This window comes from Corynebacterium sp. HMSC074C03, from assembly GCF_001838285.1.
Lineage (GTDB): Bacteria > Actinomycetota > Actinomycetes > Mycobacteriales > Mycobacteriaceae > Corynebacterium > Corynebacterium amycolatum.
Map to the genome: position 1 here is coordinate 1 of NZ_KV836220.1, position 20,257 is coordinate 20,257.

Sequence of the window (20,257 nt, forward strand, 5' to 3'; positions counted from 1 at the left end):
GGCACTTGACAAAAACATAGGGACACCCCCCCCACTCAATCCGGGCTACTTCTTGGCCACCACTGGCTCAATTGGGTTACCTCGCCAGGAGGTGTGCGCAGGAACATGGTCACCGCGCATCACGAGGGAACCGGGTTCGACGCGGCAGCCGTCGTCAAGCACAGATGCCGGCAGTGCGACCGAGTGCGGTCCGAGCACGGATCCGTGTCCGATGTGGACGGTGTCGAGCGTCATCACGCGGTCGGTGAACAGGTGCGTCTGAACGACACAACCACGGCCGACAGAAGCGCCCCGCTCGATTGTGACAAGGTCGGTCTCGGGCAGCCAGTACGTCTCCAGCCACACACCGTGGCCAACGTTCGCGCCGAGCAGTCGCATTGCGCGTGCGATGCCGCCGGTGGCCATCGCCGGGTTCAGGTACCACGGCGCGGCGACCATTTCGACGAACGTATCCTGCAGCTCATTGAGCCAGACGAACTTGCTCCACAGCGGGTGATCACCCGGCTTGTGCTTGCCGACGCACACCCACTTGGCCACGACCGTGATGAGCAGCCCCAGCACACCAACAATCAGTAGCACGGCAGGGGAGAGCGGCCACGCAACCACCAGGCCGAGCAGGGCAGCGCCAACGCCACCTGCAGTGACCAGCTCCGCGGTGAACATAACAATTCCCTGCAGGCTAAACAGCGTGATCGTCGCCAGCATGAGAGAGACCATCGGTGCCAGGACGCGCAGTGTCTCGACGATGCCGCGGGCGACCTTCAACCCCGTAGTCGGACGGTAGGTCTGAGCCGACTCATCACTGGAGACAGTGCCCACACGGCGCATGCGCTCTGGTGGCGAACCCCACCAGTTGGAACCGGACTTGGTCTTCTTCGGAGTAGAGGACAGCACGGCCACCAGCGAGTTCTTCGCCAGCTTGCGCTCCGGAAGCGTGATGCCGGAGTTGCCCAGGAAGGCGCGCTTGCCGATGCGGGAGTCGCCCACCAGCAGCCAACCGCCGCCGAGCTCGTAGCTGCCGACCATGGTGTCGTCAGCCAAGAAGGACTCGTCCTTCACGTGCAAGAACTTCGGAATACCAATCGCGGTGGAGACCTCGCTGTCGCGACCAATCTGGGCACCCAGCGCACGCAGCCACAGCGGGGTCAGCATGGAAGCGTAGATGAAGAACAGATCGTGACGAGCAGCATCCATCAGGCGAATTGTCGCCCAGGACTGCCAACCCACGCGCGAACGCACCGGGAACACTCCCGGCTTCAGGCCGATGCTGAACAGGCGCACGAGAATCAGCGTCAGCAGGGCATACACCGCAACACCGACGAAGGTGGCGGGAATAGCCCACAGCACGGCGCTGCCCAGCGTTGGCCAGAGATTCGAGGTGGTTAGCTCGGTGGTGCCGTCGATAAGTCCCGTGCCCCAACCGATGACAGCAGCCATCGCGACCGCAGCGGACAGCGGCACCAGCGTCAGCAAGACGGCGGTAAGACCGTAGATAGCCACCCAGTGGCGACGCGCCGGCGGGACTTCCTCCGGGAAGCGGTGCTTGGACCGGCCGACCTTGCGAGCCGGGGAACCCGACCAGCGCGCACCAGCCTTGACCTTCTTTTCACCGGTGACGGTGGAACCCGCCTCGATGTGAGCGTCATTGCCGATACGCGCGCCGGGCAGCAGCGTTGAACGGGCACCGATGCGGGCGTGCTTGCCAATAGTGACCTCGCCGACGTGGACGACATCACCATCGACCCAGTATCCGGACAGGTCTACCTCCGGCTCGATCGAGCAGTAATCATCCAGTTTGACCAGACCCGTCACCGGCGGCAGCGCGTGCAGATTCACGCCCTTACCAATGCGGGCACCCAGCATGCGGGCATACCACAGCACGAACGGAGCGCCCGCCACTGAGTGGGCGCCGGAGCTCTCTGCCAGGCGTTCAGCCGCCCATAGGCGCAGATGCACCGAACCGCCACGCGGGTAGTCGCCCGGGGTGATGTTGCGCGTGAGCAGGCGTGTCGTCGCCGCGTTGATGGGCATAACCCCCAGCGGGGTCAGGAACAACACGGCCAGTACAGCCACCAACCAGCCTGGTAGTGCCAGCGGCCCGCCGATAACCCAGTTGATAATCGCAAGCCACGTTACCCAGCGCATACCACGTGCCCACTGCAGCGGCACCATGAAGCCGACCTGCGCCCAACGGGTCTTGCGGGAGACAGGCGTCGGCTCGGGCACCTTTTCCAGGTGAGCGGTGGGGTCGCTGGCGTCGTCGGCAAGCATGTCGTCGCTGATGAAACCGCGCGCGACCAGTTCCTCGGCGAGATTGCCCAGGCGCGGGTGGTCGTAGAGATCGCGCACGGCGACCTGTGGGGCGCGCTGACGAATGCGCGCGATGACGCTCGCCGCCGCCAGCGACGTGCCGCCCAGGGCAAAGAAGTCCGAGGCCGCGCCGGGCGCAGGTACGGACAGCACGTCCGCCCAGATATCGGACAGCCATTTCTCCACAGGGTTCAGCTTGTCGACGTCGCCCTCACCCGCACGTGCAGGCAGTGGCCACGGCAACGCCGCCTTGTCGACCTTGCCGGAGGTGCGAACCGGCAGCTCATCCATGATGTGCAGGCGTGGCACCATCGCGGCTGGCATGGCATCGCGGAGAGTGTCCATGCACTTGTCGTAGTCCATGGCTGCGGCGTCGCCACCGGCGCCGACGTAGCCGACCAGGATGGAGTCGCCAGCACCGGTCTTCTGCACCACGACAGTCGCCTGAGTAGCGCCGGGGAGGGCAGCCAGGTGCGCCTCGACCTCGCCGAGCTCAATACGGCGCCCGCCGATTTTCACCTGATCGTCGACGCGGCCGGTGAAGTACAGTCCGTCCTCATCCATGATGACGTGGTCGCCGGTGCGGTACGCGCGCTCCCAGCCCAGGGCTGGCAGCGGCGCGTACTTCTCGGCGTCCTTCTCCGGATCCAGGTATCGTGCGAGCCCCACACCGCCAATGACCAGCTCGCCCTTGGTGCCCGGTGGGACGGGGTTGCCCTCCTCGTCGATAACGGTGAGGTCCCAGCCGTCCAGAGGAAAACCAATGGTCACGGGCTTGCCAGGCTTCAGCTCGATGCCGGAGGCCACGACGGTGGCCTCGGTGGGGCCGTAGGTGTTCCACATTTCGCGTTCTGGGGTGGACAGTCGCTCGACCAGCTCTTGCGGGCAGGCCTCGCCGCCGACGATGAGCAGGCGCACGCTGTCGAGTGCCTCGGCGGGCCACAGGCCGGCCAGTGTCGGCACCGTGGAAACAGCGGTGATGTGGCGGGAAATCAGCCATGGGCCCAGGTCCACACCGGAGCGCACCAGCGAACGCGGGGCCGGCACCAGGCAGGCACCATTTCGCCAGGCCAGCCACATTTCCTCACAGGAGGCGTCGAAGGCGACGGACAGGCCGGCGAGAACGCGGTCGTCCGGGCCGAGCGGCCCTTCCGGGTGGTTGGCCAAGAACCAGCGGGCCTCCGCATCGACAAAAGCGGCGGCGCTGCGGTGGGTGACCGCCACGCCCTTGGGCTTACCGGTGGAGCCAGAGGTGAAAATAATCCAGCAGTCATCGTCAGGAGTGGGCTCCTGCGAGATGATCTCGCGTGCGCTCGGCGGCGTCGGTTCCGTCTCTTCCTCGTCGGAGTCGGCGTCGGAGTCCAGCGGGCGGGGGCGATTACGCGCCGTAGAGCCAGCCAAATGTAGGCCTTCAGCATCGAAGTAACCGGCGATACCGGCCTCGCCGAAGACCATTTCGGCACGCTCGTCGGGGTCGTCCGCATCCACCGGAACGTAGGCGGCACCGGCAGCCATGATGGACAAAATTGCCAGGTAGAGCTCGCGGCTTCCCGACGGCATCCGCACACCAATGCGGTCGCCGCGACGGATGCCCTGTTCGTAGAGCCACGTAGCTGTGGAATCAATCTCGTTGATCAATTCCGCATACGTGACGACAACCTCGCCGTCATCGATGGCCTCAGCCTCAGGGAACCTTCGCGCGGTCGCCCGGACAATGTCAATGAGTGTGCGCTCAAGCGGCTGTTCCGTAGTGCGTAGGAACTTCGCTTCAGTGGTTGTCACTTGAGAGCCCCCTTCTTATTCTTCTTGCGCTTTTTCTTCTTCTTCGACTTCTTCCGTTTAGGACGCTGGGCATCGCTTGACGACGTCGCCTGCGTCTTATTCTCCGCCATGCCCTTGGTGTCTGTCTCAGTGGCCGTGGCCCCTGGGGTAGCGGTCTCAGGATTCTTCGCGCCGGCATTGTCAGAAAGCGGAGTACCGGTGTCATTTTCGTGGCTTGCAGCGGAGTCGTCGGCAAGCGATGCAAGCAGTGCGCGTACCTCGGGTGCGCATTCGGCGACGGCGGCGCGCTCGGCTCTGCGGAGTGAGCGTCGCAGAGATGCGCGGGTGGTGTTGCCCGTTTCTGTCAGCGCGATGAGCTGGCGGCGACGATCTTTGGAGTCCCGGGTGCGCTCGACTAGATTTGCCGACTCCAGAGAGTCGATTAGGCGAACCATGTCAGAGCGGTCCATGCCGAGCAGTGCGCTCAGCTCGGTTTGAGCCATGTCGCCGCCATCGGCAATGGCCTCCAGAACCCAATACCCGCGGATGGAAATCGACTCAATCTGAGTGCGGCCAAGGGCCGCGTTGACACTGGTACGGACAGCCGCGTCGAGCTGTGCTAGACACCAGGACGCGGATTTGCGCAGGGCCGCCGGTGCGACGGCGGGTTCGCTTGCGGAGCCGGGCTTGCACTTGGACTTAGTTCTGGCCTTAGCACTGGCCTTGTTTTTGGCTTTCGCCCCCTTGCGAGCCTTCTTCGTCTTGGTGCCGCTCTGTGCGTCGACAGCAGGCACCTTCGCGCCTACGTCGGCTGCCACACCACCGCTGGCGTCGGCGGAGTCCGCCGAGGAAAGTACGGATGAATCAGACATACTTCCCATACTAGACAATCTGGGGAACCATCAATAATGGGACATGGCCAACTAATAATGCCTCTGTTTGCCTGCGGATTGTTAGAAGGTCGGTGCTTTGGGGTGGGTAAATAAATGAAAAACTGCCCTGCAGGTAGGCAGGGCAGTTGTAGTTGATTTAGTTGGCCTTCTCCATCGGGCGGCCGAAGTGCTCCCAGTCGATCATGCCACCGGTGATGACGATGGTGTCGATACCGTTCTTCTCCAACCAGGAAGAAACCTGAGCGGCACGTCCACCGGAGCGGCACATCAGGTAAATGTCGGAATCCAGATCCAGCTCGCCGTAGCGGGACGGAATCTCTTCCATGGGGATGTGAATGGCGCCGGTGGCGTGGCCGTCATCCCACTCCATCTGTGAGCGGACATCAATGATCTGTGCGTCTTCGGGTACTTCAGATACGTTTACGGTTTCCATAGTGCGCACTATACGCAATCTGGCCTTATCGCCGGAAGCGCAAAGGCCGCCGGAGGAAAACTCCGACGGCCGTAGCGCTGAATCACAGGAACTGCGTCAAAGGGGCGAACCCCAGGAAGGGGGTTGGTCAGCGCAATTCTTAACTGTGGCTCTTACTTGTGGCGTTCGATAGCCTCAGCCAGGATGCGCTCAGCCTCAGCCTTGTCGCCCCAGCCCGAACCGGAAACTTCCTTGCCCGGCTCCAGGTCCTTGTAGTGGACGAAGAAGTGCTCAATCTCGTCCTTGGTGAACTGGGAGACATCATCGATGTCCTGGTAGTGGTCGAAGCGGACATCATCCAGGACGCACAGCAGCTTGTCGTCGCCGCCGGCCTCGTCGGTCATCTTGAAAACGCCGAGCGGACGAGCCTTGACAATAACGCCCGGGAAAACCGGCTCCGGCAGAATCACGAGAGCGTCCAACGGATCGCCATCCTCGCCGAGGGTTTCATCGATGAAGCCGTAGTCGGCCGGGTAGGCCATTGGGGTGAACAGGTAGCGGTCGAGGTAGACCTTGCCGGTCTCGTGGTCGACTTCGTACTTGTTGCGCTGACCCTTCGGGATCTCAATAGTGACCTCAACGCTCACGGCGATGACTCCTTATAATCGGTGTACACTTCTCTGACGGCTATCTTATGCGAAACCCGCTCAAAACCGTTTATTTGTGCACCTTAAGTGAGGTTTTGTTTCCAGGAAGAAGGTGTTTGTGACCGTGGGTAGTACCGACTCTGACAGCTCCAAAACCGCCGCTAAGGGCACGCAAAAATCGCCCAGTTCCGTAAAATCCGGCAAGTCCGAGAAGTCGCGTGGACTGAAAATCGGCGGTGCCATCGCCGGTGTTCTCGTTATCGCAGCGGGCAGCGGCGTAGCGGTTGTCGTCAATAACAATCGTCAGGTTGTGGTCGATGCGCCGCCCGCCGTCAGTCATGCTTCTGTTCCCGTGACGGCTGCGCAGTCTTCGCTTGACGACGGCACTCTGGCCCAAAAAGTCAGCGCCATCATGGACGCTGCTGCGGCTGATCCAGCCTTCGGTGAGCTGCATGGAATTGTCAGCGATGCTTCGACCGGCCAGAAACTGTGGGGGGTCAATGACACCGCGGTGGCCTTGCCGGCGTCCAGCATGAAGATTCTCACCGCGTCTGCCGCACTGTTGGACTTAGGTGAAGATCATCGGGTTTCCACCCGCGTCTCACGGGTTACGGGGACTAATGACATCGTTTTGCACGGCGGGGGCGACCCCACCTTAAGCAAGGACGGGGAAGGGTTCTTCCAGGACTCGGCTTCAATCGCTGAGTTGGCGAAAAAGATTTCCGTGGTCATTCCGGAGGGGGTCGGCAAGGTCTATCTCGACAACTCTCTATTCACCGAGAGTTTCCACGAGACCTGGGAGCGTGCGGGGCTGGAGGACGGCTACATCGCACCGGTGGAGTCGGTGATGATGGACGCCGGTCGTATCGATCCGACGAATGAAGAATCGCAGCGCAGCGCCACGCCCGCTGCGGATGCAGCTGATGCGCTGGCCAAGGCGCTTGGTGCGGAAAACGGAGGCAGCCTGAGGGATGCAGCCAAGGATGGTCAGTCACTACCTCTGGACCCAGACATTGTTGCGCTCGTGCAGTCGGCTCCGCTAGTTACCCGTGTGCACGAGATGATGAACTACAGCGACAACGTGCTCGCCGAGTCCATTGCCCGTGAGGTGGCTATCTCTCGCGGTCTGCCGCCGACCTTTGAGGGGGCCGCACGTGCCGTGCGTGACACTCTCGCGGAGCACGGTTTTCCTCTCGATGGTGCGGTGCTGTCGGACTCCAGCGGCCTGAGCACGGATAACCGTATTTCTCCGCAGCATCTTTCCGAGGTGCTCAATTCCGCCGCGGGTCCGGTGGAATCGGCCGAGCAGGGGGGACTGGGGGAGTCACAGGAGTCGTCGGAAAGCACGTCCTTGCGCCCACTGTTGGATAGCCTGCCGGTGGCGGCGGTGTCCGGCACTCTGGCGACGCGCTTTGCCGGCCAGTCCGGGGCGGGCATCGTCCGTGCGAAGACTGGCACGCTGAATAAAGCCTCGGCGTTGGCGGGGTATGTGGTGACGAAGTCGGGACAGGTGCTGACATTCGCACTGATTTCCAACGAGGCGAGCCTGTTGCCGGCAAGAGCTGCGTCCGATAAGGCAGCGAGCGCCCTGGCAGATATCTAAACTGAGATTCATTTACCACTGAAAATAATTTGAGGAGATGAATCCGCAATGGCCTCTCACACTTCCGCGATTAGGAACTTGCCCACCGTTCACGAGATTGCCGCACAGGTTCGCGAGGGAAAGCTAAGCCCGGTGGACAGCGTGCAGCGCAGTCTCGACGCTATCGCCAGATTGGATGGAGGGATTCATGCCTTCCGTGAAGTGTGGGCGGATGGGGCTCTGCAGGCTGCGCGGGAACTCGAGCACAGCGAGAACCTCTCGGAGTTGCCGCTCGCAGGTGTGCCATTCGCGCTGAAGGAAAACACTGCTCTAGAGAACCCGTTTGTCCAGCAGTTGACTAGTGCCGGTGCAATCGCGGTGGGAACTACGGTGAATCCGCAGTTCTGTACGTGGGGGACGACGACGCTTCCGGGGCTGGCCGTCGATAATCCGATTCTGCCGGGGCACACTCCGGGTGGGTCCTCCGGCGGATCCGCAGCGGCTGTCGCCGCTGGGATGGTTCCGTTTGCGCAGGGCAACGACGGCATGGGGTCACTGCGTATCCCTGCAGCGTGCTGCGGGCTTTCGACCCTGAAGGCGACCCCGGGAACAATGCCGGGGCGCGTGGGCGGCAATGACTGGTACGGAATGTCTGTCCAAGGGGTGCTCACAGTCAACAACGAGGACTTGCGCCTGATTACCAAGATCCTCACAAATGGCATGGTGGATGCGGAGGATCCGGCGAAGACCCTGCCTGAAAACTTCGCCGTCAGCGTGGACACCACTGCGCCCGTATTCGGGTTAAAGGCTGCACCGGAGTACGTCGATGCGGCACAACAGGCGGCGAGAGTATTCGCGGACAAGGGCTTTGCCGTCACGGAAAAGAACATGCCGTACCCACTGAACCCGCTGCCGATGCTCGCGCGCTGGACCGCAGGGGTGGCAGATCAGCTTCGTGACGAGCCGTGCCCGGATCACCTGGAGTGGCGCAACCGAGTCCACGCTGGCATTGGGCGCTTGCTGCGTTTCACAATCAATGGCCGCCAAGTGGCACGCGATGGCGCCCGCATCGAGCGTGAGCTGCCGGGTGACACCATCTTGATTACTCCGGCTCTGGCCAAGAATCCACCGCGGATCCGCGCATGGCATCGCATGCCCTGGATTGTGAACCTGTTGTCCAATCTGCGCTTCACCCCTTACGTTTCGACGTGGAATTACCTGGGATTCCCGGCCGGCATCGTTGTGGAGCCGACTTCTGGATTGCCGGTGCAGCTGATTGCGCGCCCGACTCAGGAGCGAATTCTGCTCACGGCGATGGAGACCATCGCAAGTGGTGGACGCGTTGGCTAAACCTTCCACGTTGGCTAGACCTTTTTGGCCGGACAGCAGCCCTCATTTCCTCATCATTCGGCAAGCTGTCCGCGCGATAGTGCCGCAGGTGGGGCAGGAGTTGGGCGGCGGTATCGTCATTGGGCTTTCCGGCGGTGCGGATTCGCTCGCCCTGACCGCCGGGGCCTGTGCGGAAGCTTTCGGGTCCAAGGGGGCACTGGCCGGCCGCAACGTTCACGCCGTCGTCGTTGATCATCAGCTTCAGCAGGGCTCTGCAGAAGTCGCTGAGCGCGCCGCCCACATAGCTCGAGGGATGGGGGCTACGGCCGAGGTTATCGCGGTCGATATCAATAACGATTCCGACCGCGGTCCCGAATACGAGGCGCGTTTGGCTCGACACCGAGTCCTACGGCAGATCGCCCAATCTCGAGGTGCGGCACTGATGCTCGCCCACACGTTGGACGACCAGGCGGAAACAGTTTTGCTGCGACTGGCCAGAGGGGGCGGCCCGCAGGCGCTGTCCGCTATCCGAGACAATCTCACGTGGTCGGACGGGACTCGGATTCTGCGTCCGCTGCTCGGTGTGCGACGCACCGACACTCAGCGCTGCTGTGAAGAGCTGGGCTTAAAGGTCTGGCACGACCCACACAACCAGGACGACCATTACGCCCGCGTCCGGGTTCGAAAGACGATTTTGCCGCTGCTGGAGCAGGAGCTGGGGCCGGGAGTTGCGGAAAATCTAGCTAAGACTGCGGGGATTGCAGCAGTCGACAATGACTTTTTGGACGCTCACGCCGAGTCGGCTCTGGATGCGCTGCTGGGGGAGGAAGTGGCGTCGGCAAGCGGGAGCCTGTCTGTGCGAGGGGTCGCTGAGCTTGACGACGCCATCGCGGTGCGCGTCCTCGCTCGTTGGTTGAGGCAAGCGGGTGCCGAGCCCAGCAGTAAACAGATCGACATGGTTATGGCTCTCGTGCACCGCTATCACGGCCAGGGGGAAGTGCCGGTGACCCGTGGTCGCGATGGTGCTGACAGAAATGCCAGGTTGGTCGTTGAGCGAAAAGATGGCACTCTACAATTGGTAATGAATCGTCCCGCGGTGTCTTAAGAAAAGGTGCCGCAGTCCAACTTCCGGCGGCTGAGAACTATCGGTTGCCTTAACCCTGAACTTGCACTGGGGCAGTTACGCTCCATCGACACGCCGCCATAGAAGTGCGGAAAGGAAATGCGATGCATGATGTGAAGGATTTCAACGTCCCCGCAAACCCCTACGGCGATGAGGTAGAGGCAGTTCTCATTGGCGAAGAGGAGCTGCATGCTCGCATTGCCGAGATGGCGCATCGTGTGAATGAGAAGTACAAGGATGCCGACAGCGATCTGATTCTGGTCGCAGTGCTCAAGGGCGCGGTGTTCTTCCTGACTGACTTCGCCCGTCAGCTCAGCATTCCCAGCCAGATGGAGTTTATGGCGGTTTCCAGTTACGGAAACTCCAGCTCGTCGTCAGGCGTGGTGCGTATTTTGAAGGATCTGGATCGCGATATTGAGGGACGCGATGTCGTGATCGTTGAGGACATCATTGACTCCGGTCTGACCCTGTCCTGGTTGATGAAGAACCTGCGCAACCGTAATCCGCGCTCCCTGGAGGTCATTACGCTGCTGCGTAAGCCGGAGGCTGTGCGCACCAAACTAGACGTTGCGGATGTTGGCTTCGACATTCCGAACGAGTTCGTCATCGGTTACGGCCTGGATTACGCCGAGCGCTACCGCGATCTGCCGTATGTCGGCACGCTGCACCCGCGCGTTTACCAGGGCTAGGTCTGTCTTCGGCGCTTATTGCACAGTGCCGATGCTTTACGACGGGCATTGCGCGCGCACCCTCACGCTGTTCTAGCTGTGTTCCAGCTAAGAAGAGTAGGAGTTGGAAACTTTTTTCGGTTGCGATGCGTTATGCCTACTGTGGGGTCAGGTGCCATGAGCCCTGGCCCCACGTTGTGTCATTGATGTGTCTTCGAGAAGAACTCGTTGATGCGTACAATTAATAAAAGCAACTAATAGATGTAGAGAGCGAAAAGCGAACCCACTGTATGGACAAGAAAAAGGTGTTCCGGTTTGCCACCGTTGCCGGCATCATCCTGATTATCCTCTTTGCCATTACTCAGCTGGCGGATGATTCCCGGGAATACCGCGAGGTGGATACGTCCGTTGCCCTGACCCAATTGGATAAGAGCAATGTCACGGAAGCTCAGATTGACGATCGCGAACAGCGAATTCGCCTCACCCTGAAGAAGGGCGTGGAGATCGAGGGTACTGAGGACGTCACGAAGGTGATGACCAAGTATCCAGCGCGTGCGACCGACCAGGTCTTTGACAAGGTCGCTGCCGCCAAGGGCATGGAGAAGTTCGATACCAAGGTCACGCAGGATTCCTTCCTGATGTCCACCTTGGGCTTCCTGCTACCGATGGTGATCTTCTTCTTCGTCATCATGTACTTCTTCAGCCGCATGCAAGGCGGCAAGAACGGCATGTTCGGCTTTGGTGGCAATCGCGCCAAGCTGCTGAACAAGGAGACCCCGACCAATACGTTCGAGGATGTTGCTGGTGCCGATGAGGCCGTCCAGGAGCTCGACGAGATTAGGGATTTCCTGCAGCACCCAGCTCGCTACGAGGAGCTCGGCGCGAAGATTCCGCGTGGTGTTCTGCTCTACGGTCCTCCCGGTACCGGTAAGACCTTGCTGGCCCGCGCCGTCGCTGGTGAGGCAGGAGTGCCTTTCTACACCATCTCGGGTTCGGACTTCGTCGAAATGTTCGTCGGTGTCGGTGCCTCCCGTGTCCGTGACTTGTTTAATCAGGCCAAGGAAAACAGCCCGTGCATTATCTTCATCGATGAGATTGATGCCGTCGGTCGCCAGCGTGGTGCCGGTATGGGCGGCGGCCATGATGAGCGTGAGCAAACCCTGAACCAGCTGCTGGTGGAAATGGATGGTTTTGGTGACCGCCAGGGTGTGATCATCATGGCTGCAACCAACCGTCCGGATATTCTCGACCCGGCGCTGCTGCGCCCGGGCCGTTTTGACCGACAGATTCCGGTGGGTGCACCAGACCTGAAGGGCCGCGAGGCAATTCTGAAGGTCCACGCCCGGAACAAGCCGCTGGGGCCGGACGCGGACCTGACCTCGCTGGCCAAGCGCACCGCCGGTATGAGCGGTGCTGATCTGCAGAACGTGCTGAACGAAGCGGCGCTGCTGACCGCTCGCGTCAACGGCAACATCATTACTGCGGATGCGCTGGAAGAGGCGGTCGACCGAGTTATCGGCGGTCCACGCCGTACCTCCAAGGTGATTTCCGAGCAGGAGAAGAAGGTCACCGCCTATCACGAGGGTGGCCACACGCTGGCTGCGTGGGCGCTGAAGGACATCGAGCGTGTTTACAAGGTCACCATCTTGGCTCGCGGTCGCACTGGTGGCCATGCGCTGACCGTCCCCGAGGACGACAAGGGCATGTACAACTTGCCAGAGCTTTTTGCTCGTCTGGTCTTCGCCATGGGCGGTCGCGCTGCCGAGGAGCTGGTCTTCGGCCTGCCGACGACCGGTGCTTCTGCCGATATTGAGCAGGCCACCAAGATTGCTCGTGCCATGGTGACTGAGTACGGCATGTCGCCAGAGCTCGGCCCGGTGAAGTACGGCGAGGAGCAGGGCGATCCGTTCGTCGGCCGTGGTGGCAGCGGCACTCTGGACTACTCGCCAGATGTGGCGGCGAAAATTGATCAGCAGGTCCGTCTGCTGATCAATAAGGCTCATGACGAGGCCTATGCCATCTTGAAGGAAAACCGCGACACTCTCGATGTTCTGGCTGAGAAACTGCTGGAGAAGGAGACCCTGCGTCGTCCGGATCTGGAAGTTATCTTCACCGATGTCGTTCCGCGTGAGCGTCTGAACTTCTTCGATAGCGACACCAAACACCCGGCCGATGGCCGCGAGCCGGTGAAGACACCGGTGGAGTTGGCAATCGAGCGCGGCGAGGAACCGCCGAAGCGTGTCAACATCTTCGCGCCGGTGCGTCGCCGCGAACCGGAGAACCAGGACGCGGGCAACAACGGCAATGGTCAGGGGCCAGCAGGCTCCACTGGTGCTGGTAATGCTGGTGCCCCGGGTCTGCCGGGAACTCAGCAGGACCGACCGAATGTTCCGGTCTACGGTGGCACCCCACCGCCGGCTGGTTGGACTGCACCGGGTTGGCCGCCGAAGGATACGGGCAGTGCACATGGGTCGGCTCCGGCACCGGCCCCGGCGCAGGCTCCTCGCCCGCAGGGGCAGAGCCAGCCGGGTTCGCAGAGTCCCCAGGGCAGCCCCCGCGGCCAGCACCCGGGCACTGCTAACTATCCGGCAGGCGCCCCGAACTCCGGCTCGAAGGCTACCGGTGCAGCTAGCAGCGGTAGTGACGGCGGCAATAACAGCGGCGCCGGCAATAGCGGTGGCAACGGCCCTGCAAATATCCCGGCTCCGCCAAAAATGCCGTGGGGCAGACACAGCGGGCGTCACCGCCAGGACAACTCCGGCAGCGACACCACCCCGACTACGGTTATGCCGTCGGCGGGACAGCAACAGGAGCTGCGCGGATTCCGCCTGCCGGATAACGAGCAGCCGGAATACCCGGAGCGCTCGGCTAACGCGAAGAGTGCCGACAACTCCGATGACAAGGGTGCACAAAAGCACGATTCGGAGAAGGACGGCGTCGTCAAGCGAAACGAAGACAACAGCGCCTGGCAGGACAAGCCGGACACCAACGAGGAGCGATAAGTACACATCATGGAGCGCGAATTCGATCAGGAGCGAGCCGAAGCTGCGGTTCGCGAACTGCTGATTGCCGTCGGTGAGGATCCCGACAGGGAAGGCCTGAAGGAGACACCGGCGCGAGTGGCGCGAGCCTACCGTGAGGTTTTTTCGGGCCTGTTCACGGATCCGTCTGAGGTGCTGGCGAAGACCTTCAATGAAGATCACCAGGAACTCGTTTTGGTCAAGGACATCCCGATTTACTCGACCTGTGAGCATCACCTGGTGCCGTTCTTCGGTGTTGCCCACATTGGTTATATTCCGGGTAAAGACGGTCGCGTGACCGGGCTGTCGAAGCTCGCTCGTCTGGTCGATGGCTATGCGAAGCGCCCGCAGGTGCAGGAGCGGCTGACCAGTCAGGTTGCGGATGCCTTGGTGGAGCGGCTGGATCCGGCCTCGGCGATTGTCGTTATTGAAGCGGAGCATCTCTGCATGGCCATGCGCGGTATCCGCAAGCCGGGCGCGCGCACGGTGACGTCAGCCGTCCGCGGTGGCTTCAAGACGGATGCCCGTTCGCGCGCAGAGGCAATGGCGCTGATCCGCAAGAGCTAACGCAACAGTTAAATGGTCGATTGGAAAGGCTGGACAACAAGGTGACTGAATCCCCCTTGCAAGCGCAGGCAGGACAGCAGGCGGAGATGGGTGTCGAGAATCAGCTCTGCAAGGTGATGGGCATTGTCAACGTCACCGAGGACAGCTTTTCCGATGGCGGCCTGTACAAGACCTTCGACGCGGCGATTGCCCATGCGCACGAGCTGCTCGCTGAAGGCGCACATATTCTCGACATCGGTGGCGAGTCCACTCGCCCTGGCGCACACCGCGTTTCCGAGGATGAGGAAATTGCCCGGGTCGTGCCGGTGGTCCGCGAGCTCGCGGCAAGCGGGCACCTGATCAGCGTCGATACAATGCGCGCAAGTGTCGCAGAGGCAGCAATCGCCGAGGGGGCGGTATTCATCAACGATGTCTCCGGCGGTCTCGCAGACCCCAACATGTACGCAGTCTGCGCCGATGCCGATGTGCCCATCTGTCTGATGCACTGGAAGACCGATCGCTTTGGCTCCGCTTCTGGGCGCGCCGAAACTCACCCGGACGGCATTGTCGCCGATGTCCGTGAGCACCTGCTTCAGCTTGTCGACGGTGCCATGGGCGCCGGAATCGTCGAGGAAAATATTGTCCTCGACCCAGGCTTGGGCTTTGCCAAAAACGCCGATGACAATTGGGCGCTCCTCCACGACCTGCCGGAGCTTATTGACCTCGGTTTCCCCGTGTTGGTCGGTGCTTCCCGCAAGCGTTTCGTCGCCGCCGTTGGCAGTGAGGCACGCGCACCAAAGCAGGCTGATGCCGCGACTACCGCAATTTCCGCGCTGTCCGCAGCGGCGGGCGCATGGGCGGTTCGAGTTCACAATGTGGCCGACAACCTCGACGCAGTGCGTGTGGCGCAGGCATGGAACCTTGGACGTTCACTGACCGGTTACACAGCGGCCGGCGACTATCCGGAAGGTGGGTCTAACCGCGCTGCGCAGCACGACGAGTCGGCTGCGGAATCGCCAGCCGAGTCGACTCTGGAAGGAGACGCGTAAACACAGTGGCTGATCGCATTGAACTCAAAGGTCTGAAAGCCCACGGCTACCACGGTTGTCTCGACTTCGAGCGCCGGGATGGCCAGGACTTCATCTGTGATGTCACCCTGTGGCTGGATTTCTCCGGTGCTGCTGCGAGCGATGAGCTGGACGACACCGTCAACTACGCCGACATTGCAGCCACAGCGCACGGGATTTTGACCGGCACTCCTCGCAACCTCATCGAAACAGTCGCGACCGAGATCGCCGAAGCAGTGCTTGCCGACGACGATGGCCGCGCCGAACGCGGATTGTCCCCACTGTTGCATGCGGTGGAAGTGACCATTCACAAACCACATGCGCCCATTCCGCTCGACTTCGATGACGCTGCGGTGACAGCCCGCCGTTCGCGGAAGAAGCGGTTGGCATGATTCGCGCAGTACTTTCTATCGGCGCGAACATGGACCGCGCGCGAGAAAACCTAACAGGTGTGCAGGACTTCTTCGCCGATGAATTGGTCGCAGCCTCAAAAATTTATGCCACCCCGCCTTGGGGTGGGGTAGAGCAGGGCGACTTCCTCAACGCCGTACTCATTGTTGACACGCGCCGGACACCAATGGAGCTGCTGGAAGCTGGTTGGAAACTGGAAAATGACGCTGGTCGAGTGCGTGAAATTCACTGGGGGCCGCGGGCGCTCGACGTGGACATTGTGCAGGTCATCGACAAGGAATCCGGCGAGGAGATTATTTCTGACGATTCGACTCTGACCCTGCCGCATCCGTGGGCAACCGAGCGTGCCTTTGTGCTGGTGCCATGGCTCGATGCCGACCCGGATGCCGAATTGGAGGGAGTTCGGGTCGCGGAACTCGTCGATAAGCTGGCACCTGAAGACGTAAACGCGGTGCGCCTCGCAGACAGCGCGGATGGAGAAGGGGCCTAGAGATGAAACCGACCTCACCGATTACGTTGGCAGCATCTGCGCTGGTTCTTGCGCTGGCGTCATGGATGATCCTGGCACAGTTTTTCGGTGCGCTCGGGCCGCGAAGTTGGTGGGACCTGGGGTTTCCCTGGCTGCTCACAGCCGTCTGTGTGGCGGCAGCGCGGTGGATTAAGTCGGTACTGAAAGAGGCGAAGGTCGGGCAGGATCGCAGCCAGGTGCAGCCGTTAACGTTGTCGCGATGGTTGGTGGTCGGTACGGCATCCGCGTGGTTGGGTGCGATTCTCGGAGGACTGTACGCCGGTGGCGTGCTGTGGGCCTTGCCGAAGTGGACGGAGCTTGCGGCCGCACAGGCCGACGGGCCGATCATGATTGTCGGCACAGTATCCGGCATTTTGCTCGCTGCGGCGGGGCTGTGGCTGGAAAAAGTTTGCCAATTGCCAACTGATGGCGAAAATTCTTCGCCTCCTAGCGGGGAAATGGGAACTAACTCGGTAGGGTGGGAGTTATGACTGACCTCTCCAACGCCGGTAATGACCCGAAGCGCTCGGGTGATGCCGCATATTTTCAGAGCGACGCGGCAGCTACTTCGTCGGATATGGCTGAGTCTCCGTCCCCGTCGCCTTCTTCAGCTTTCGAAAGCTACTCCGCTGGGGCTAACTCCGGGGCTGATGCGGCATATGCAGATGAGCAGAGCAATGATGTGACGAAATTTAGTTCTACCGATGGTATGACGGAGAAAACCGCCGTCATTCTCATGGTTGTGCTGCTGGTGCTCGCGGTGATTGCCAGTATCGTCATGCTCTTTGCCAGCTCTGCCGGCTGGATGAAGGTTGCCGTGCTGCTGGCGTTGTGGTCGGCAGTTATCGGGGCTGTGCTGGTGACTCGATACCGCAAGACCATTGCGCTGGAGCGCAAGCGGTTGGTGACTATCGAAGAGTTGCACAAGGTGGAGCTTGACCGCGAGCTGGCCACTCACCGTGAGCAGGAACTGATTCTCGAGCAGAACTACTTGGATTCGCTTGAGGGCAACAATGATGACAACATTGCGGCGCTACGCGCTGAGGTCTTTGCACTGCGTGCCCAGCTTGCTGAGTTCATGGGGGAGGATTTCGACGACGAGCAAGTTGCTCTTCGCGCCCAGGCCGAGCGTCTGCGTGAGCTCGACTCGCCACAGCAGGCCTCGCCGATGAAGGACCCGACTGGTCACGACCGGCCGACACCACGCGCGACTTCCCACCGCGCTGAGATGACCGCTAACGGCACTGTCGGCGCTCATACTCAGCACGGCGGCACGGGCTCCGCTTCCTCCGGCTCGCCGGTTGAAGATGCCGAGGCCACCGACATGCGCCGCACATTCTCGCCATCTGGCCAGCCGGTTGACGTCCACGAAGTCGCCGATTCCAAGGATGATGAAACCGTTTCCAAGGAGAAGTTCTCCACTAACTCTTTCCGTGCCATCAACTGGCAGGAAAACCCGGCCGAGGATGCCGCAGAGGATGATTCTCAGGGTGGCGCTCACGAGGCACACGGTGCACGCCATCCATTCGCTGCGCCGGAATCGGACGATGCCTCGGACTCTCCGACTCGCCAGCTGCAGGCCATTCGCGATGAGGACCTCGCAGAAGAGCCAGCTCAAAAAACGGCGCAAGAGCCTGCGCAGGAGCCTGCAAGCCACGGTCGGCGCCGTGCTGAGGACAACAAGGGCAGCCTGACGGTTGCCGAGCTGATGGCGCAGATGCGCAAGAAGAGGGAGCAGCGCGAGGACGAAGAAGCCTAGCCGCCGGCTGCGTATGCGCGGCCTACTCACCGCACATAGCTGGTTTGGTCTAACCTAGTCAGTCATGACGCAAAGCCAGCATGATTCCCATCCCCATCGGACAACCGCTCCGCGGTTGACGGTGGGGATTATTTCTGCCGGAAAAGTCGGGGTCGCGCTCGGCCAGGCGTTAGAGCGCTGTGGGCATCGTGTCACTCACGTGGTCGCGCGCTCACCGGAATCTGTCACACGAGCGCATCTACGCCTCCCGAACGCCCAGGTCAGTAGCATTGCCGACACAGCTTCCACCTGCGAGCTCATCGTCATCGCTGTGCCGGATCGCGCCATCGCCGAGGTTGCCGAGGACGTTGCCCGCCACGTCGGCCCCGGACGTATCGTCATGCATACTTCAGGATCCCTCGGGCGTGCCGTGCTCGATCCGGTCGCACTCACCGGTGCGCTGACCATCGCCGCCCATCCCGCAATGACGTTCGCAGGGCTTGACGACGACTCCGAGCTCCTGACCGGTTGCCCATGGGGCATCACGGTCGGGGATGAGCTCGCGAAAACAGTCAGTGAACTGCTCATTGGTGAACTCGGCGGTCGTCCGGTGTTCATCAACGAACGGCACCGCGGCCTCTATCACGCGGCTATGGCCCACGGCTCAAACGGTCTCGGCGCCGTCGTGGTCGATGCGGTAGAAATGCTGGCAACCACTATCGGCGGAGATGCGGCAGCCGAAGACACCGACCTAGCTGAGCTGCGTCGAGGTCAGGCCGCCGAGCTGCTCCGCCCACTACTGGAAGCTTCATTGGACAATGCCTTGAGGTGGGGTTCCCGGGGGCTGACTGGCCCGGTGACGCGGGACGACCTTGGGACCGTCGTCAAGCATGAACGTGAAATTGAAGCGGTGGCGCCGGAAATGGGAGCCGCCTACCTGGCCCTTGCCGAGCGTATCGCCGAGCTGCGCGGTGCCAACGAGGTTTTGCGGTACCTACGCCGATGAGCTGAGCGGACTGGTTGTTCTGGTCATCCGGGATGTGGCGTAAGGTATTGCCGTCGGACGAAAAGTTTGGTCCGGTAGATCTGAACGCGGAGGAAACATGACGGGGTATACCGCCGGAGAGACAACTGTTCACAGGACTATTGCGGGAATCGCGCAGGTCACCCGTGCGTTGCGGAAGACCGGACGGCCGGTGGTGCTCGTACCTACGATGGGTGCGCTACACCAGGGGCACCTTGAACTAGTACAGGCCGCGAAGACACTGCCGCGCGCTGTTGTGGTGGTGTCGATTTTCGTCAATCCGCTGCAGTTCGGTGAGGGGGAGGACTTTGACGCCTACCCGCGGACTCTGGATGAAGACGTGGAGAAGCTCCGCGCTGTCGGTGCTGAGCTGGTCTTTGCTCCGAACGCGAAGGAGATGTACCCCAACGGTTTCCGCACGACGGTGCAGCCGGGGCCGCTGGCTTCGGAGCTTGAAGGTGCTACTCGCCCGGGGCACTTTGCCGGTGCGTTGACAGTGGTTAACAAGCTTTTCAACATTACCAACTGCACTGATGCCGTTTTTGGTGAGAAGGACTACCAGCAGCTGTGTCTGATGCAGCAGATGGTCACTGATCTGAATATGCCGGTGCAGCTGCACGGTGTGCCAGTGATCCGCGAGGCCGATGGGCTGGCTATGAGCTCCCGCAACCGCTACCTGTCCGAGGAGCAGCGCAATCTCGCAGTAACCCTGTCCGCTGCGCTGACTGCCGGTGCTTTTGTCGCGGACCGTGGTGCGGATGCTGTGCTGGAAACCGCGCGTGGTGTGCTCGCCAGCCAGCCTGAAGTCGAGTTGGATTACTTGGAGCTGCGTGACGCTGCGCTCGCCCCGCTTTCCGACGAGGCGTTGCGCGGCGACGGCCAGGAGACTGAAGCTCGCCTGCTGGTTGCTGCGAAGGTCGGCACTACTCGTCTCATTGATAATGTTGGCTTGATTCTGGGTGCGCCGCGCCCGGATTCGGCAAACGGTTTCGGTCAGCTCGGCCAGAAGGACGCCGAAATTGCGTCGGCGGCTCTGTCGGCGGCGGGGCTGGACGGCGAATTGACTGAGGAAGAGGCCGCTGAGTTGGCTGAGCTGCAGGAAAAGGTTCGTGCTGCTCGAGATGCTCGTCTGAAAGATGAGTCCAGCAGAGAAACTCTGAAGAACGCTGGCTTTGGCGTTGAGCAGGACAGCGAGTAGGACGGCTTTTAGAAGTAGTT

The 20,257-nt window shown here is 61.4% G+C and carries 16 protein-coding genes and 1 pseudogene; 13 read left to right on the top strand and 4 right to left on the bottom strand.

Going from position 1 to position 20,257, the window contains the following annotated elements; translation table 11 throughout:
- Window positions 1-45 precede the first annotated feature (45 nt).
- The 4 genes from HMPREF2847_RS06140 to HMPREF2847_RS06155 all read right to left on the bottom strand — a co-directional run bounded on the left by HMPREF2847_RS06140 (window position 46) and on the right by HMPREF2847_RS06155 (window position 6,023).
- The gene (locus tag HMPREF2847_RS06140; RefSeq protein ID WP_070851845.1) at window positions 46-4,092 is read right to left on the bottom strand and encodes a Pls/PosA family non-ribosomal peptide synthetase; all 4,047 of its coding nucleotides are present in this window, start codon (window positions 4,090-4,092) and stop codon (window positions 46-48) included.
- Window positions 4,089-4,943: a MarR family winged helix-turn-helix transcriptional regulator gene (locus tag HMPREF2847_RS06145; RefSeq protein WP_070851846.1), complete on the bottom strand. Its 855-nt coding sequence runs from the start codon at window positions 4,941-4,943 to the stop codon at window positions 4,089-4,091. Before HMPREF2847_RS06145 ends, HMPREF2847_RS06140 begins: the two co-directional genes overlap by 4 nt.
- Before the next feature lie 157 nt (window positions 4,944-5,100).
- Entirely contained in the window at window positions 5,101-5,397 is a 297-nt protein-coding gene (locus HMPREF2847_RS06150) for a rhodanese-like domain-containing protein (protein WP_049171913.1), read from the bottom strand.
- Window positions 5,398-5,549: 152 nt separating this feature from the next.
- Window positions 5,550-6,023, bottom strand: coding sequence for an inorganic diphosphatase (locus HMPREF2847_RS06155; protein WP_005510088.1), 474 nt, complete (start codon window positions 6,021-6,023; stop codon window positions 5,550-5,552).
- A gap of 124 nt (window positions 6,024-6,147) precedes the next feature.
- Here HMPREF2847_RS06155 and dacB point away from each other — a divergent pair, with 124 nt between their 5' ends.
- The 13 genes and pseudogenes from dacB to panC all read left to right on the top strand — a co-directional run.
- On the top strand, window positions 6,148-7,626 hold the full coding sequence (gene dacB / locus HMPREF2847_RS06160) for a D-alanyl-D-alanine carboxypeptidase/D-alanyl-D-alanine endopeptidase (protein WP_246821964.1): 1,479 nt from the start codon (window positions 6,148-6,150) through the stop codon (window positions 7,624-7,626).
- 48 nt (window positions 7,627-7,674) lie between these two features.
- On the top strand, window positions 7,675-8,955 hold the full coding sequence (locus tag HMPREF2847_RS06165; protein ID WP_070851848.1) for an amidase family protein: 1,281 nt from the start codon (window positions 7,675-7,677) through the stop codon (window positions 8,953-8,955).
- A gap of 10 nt (window positions 8,956-8,965) precedes the next feature.
- Entirely contained in the window at window positions 8,966-10,039 is a 1,074-nt protein-coding gene (tilS, locus tag HMPREF2847_RS06170; protein ID WP_246821966.1) for a tRNA lysidine(34) synthetase TilS, read from the top strand.
- A gap of 122 nt (window positions 10,040-10,161) precedes the next feature.
- Window positions 10,162-10,746 (top strand): hypoxanthine phosphoribosyltransferase, encoded by a 585-nt coding sequence (gene hpt / locus HMPREF2847_RS06175; RefSeq protein ID WP_070566002.1) that lies wholly within the window; start codon window positions 10,162-10,164, stop codon window positions 10,744-10,746.
- Window positions 10,747-11,015: 269 nt separating this feature from the next.
- A complete protein-coding gene (ftsH, locus tag HMPREF2847_RS06180) occupies window positions 11,016-13,727 on the top strand; it encodes an ATP-dependent zinc metalloprotease FtsH (protein WP_070851849.1) in 2,712 nt (903 codons plus the stop codon).
- A gap of 9 nt (window positions 13,728-13,736) precedes the next feature.
- Window positions 13,737-14,312 (top strand): GTP cyclohydrolase I FolE, encoded by a 576-nt coding sequence (gene folE, locus HMPREF2847_RS06185; protein WP_070851850.1) that lies wholly within the window; start codon window positions 13,737-13,739, stop codon window positions 14,310-14,312.
- 86 nt (window positions 14,313-14,398) lie between these two features.
- Window positions 14,399-15,340 carry a dihydropteroate synthase gene (gene folP, locus HMPREF2847_RS06190; RefSeq protein WP_070601142.1) on the top strand — a complete coding sequence of 314 codons (942 nt, stop codon included), beginning with the start codon at window positions 14,399-14,401 and terminating at the stop codon, window positions 15,338-15,340.
- Between the two features lie 5 nt (window positions 15,341-15,345).
- The gene (folB, locus tag HMPREF2847_RS06195; protein ID WP_070851851.1) at window positions 15,346-15,750 is read left to right on the top strand and encodes a dihydroneopterin aldolase; all 405 of its coding nucleotides are present in this window, start codon (window positions 15,346-15,348) and stop codon (window positions 15,748-15,750) included.
- The gene (gene folK / locus HMPREF2847_RS06200) at window positions 15,747-16,259 is read left to right on the top strand and encodes a 2-amino-4-hydroxy-6-hydroxymethyldihydropteridine diphosphokinase (RefSeq protein ID WP_070437807.1); all 513 of its coding nucleotides are present in this window, start codon (window positions 15,747-15,749) and stop codon (window positions 16,257-16,259) included. Before folB ends, folK begins: the two co-directional genes overlap by 4 nt.
- 2 nt (window positions 16,260-16,261) lie before the next feature.
- Window positions 16,262-16,768 carry a DUF3180 domain-containing protein gene (locus HMPREF2847_RS06205; protein ID WP_038626653.1) on the top strand — a complete coding sequence of 169 codons (507 nt, stop codon included), beginning with the start codon at window positions 16,262-16,264 and terminating at the stop codon, window positions 16,766-16,768.
- Window positions 16,765-18,036, top strand: a complete 1,272-nt coding sequence (locus HMPREF2847_RS06210; protein WP_070851852.1) for a DUF6779 domain-containing protein — start codon at window positions 16,765-16,767, stop codon at window positions 18,034-18,036. Before HMPREF2847_RS06205 ends, HMPREF2847_RS06210 begins: the two co-directional genes overlap by 4 nt.
- A 64-nt stretch (window positions 18,037-18,100) precedes the next feature.
- Complete coding sequence (locus HMPREF2847_RS06215) at window positions 18,101-19,021, top strand: Rossmann-like and DUF2520 domain-containing protein (protein WP_070851853.1); 921 nt, start codon at window positions 18,101-18,103, stop codon at window positions 19,019-19,021.
- 97 nt (window positions 19,022-19,118) lie between these two features.
- Window positions 19,119-20,060 (top strand): annotated as a pseudogene (panC, locus tag HMPREF2847_RS06220) (pantoate--beta-alanine ligase); the annotation flags it as partial.
- Between the last annotated feature and the right edge of the window lie 197 nt (window positions 20,061-20,257).

Bases quoted from the DNA above. Each gene is read 5' to 3' on its own strand.
- HMPREF2847_RS06145 (WP_070851846.1), bottom strand. From the start codon at position 4,943: ATGTCTGATTCATCCGTACTTTCCTCGGCGGACTCCGCCGACGCCAGC.
- HMPREF2847_RS06150 (WP_049171913.1), bottom strand. From the start codon at position 5,397: ATGGAAACCGTAAACGTATCTGAAGTACCCGAAGACGCACAGATCATT.
- HMPREF2847_RS06165 (WP_070851848.1), top strand. From the start codon at position 7,675: ATGGCCTCTCACACTTCCGCGATTAGGAACTTGCCCACCGTTCACGAG.
- hpt (WP_070566002.1), top strand. From the start codon at position 10,162: ATGCATGATGTGAAGGATTTCAACGTCCCCGCAAACCCCTACGGCGAT.
- ftsH (WP_070851849.1), top strand. From the start codon at position 11,016: ATGGACAAGAAAAAGGTGTTCCGGTTTGCCACCGTTGCCGGCATCATC.
- folE (WP_070851850.1), top strand. From the start codon at position 13,737: ATGGAGCGCGAATTCGATCAGGAGCGAGCCGAAGCTGCGGTTCGCGAA.
- folP (WP_070601142.1), top strand. From the start codon at position 14,399: ATGGGTGTCGAGAATCAGCTCTGCAAGGTGATGGGCATTGTCAACGTC.
- folK (WP_070437807.1), top strand. From the start codon at position 15,747: ATGATTCGCGCAGTACTTTCTATCGGCGCGAACATGGACCGCGCGCGA.
- HMPREF2847_RS06205 (WP_038626653.1), top strand. From the start codon at position 16,262: ATGAAACCGACCTCACCGATTACGTTGGCAGCATCTGCGCTGGTTCTT.
- HMPREF2847_RS06210 (WP_070851852.1), top strand. From the start codon at position 16,765: ATGACTGACCTCTCCAACGCCGGTAATGACCCGAAGCGCTCGGGTGAT.
- HMPREF2847_RS06215 (WP_070851853.1), top strand. From the start codon at position 18,101: ATGACGCAAAGCCAGCATGATTCCCATCCCCATCGGACAACCGCTCCG.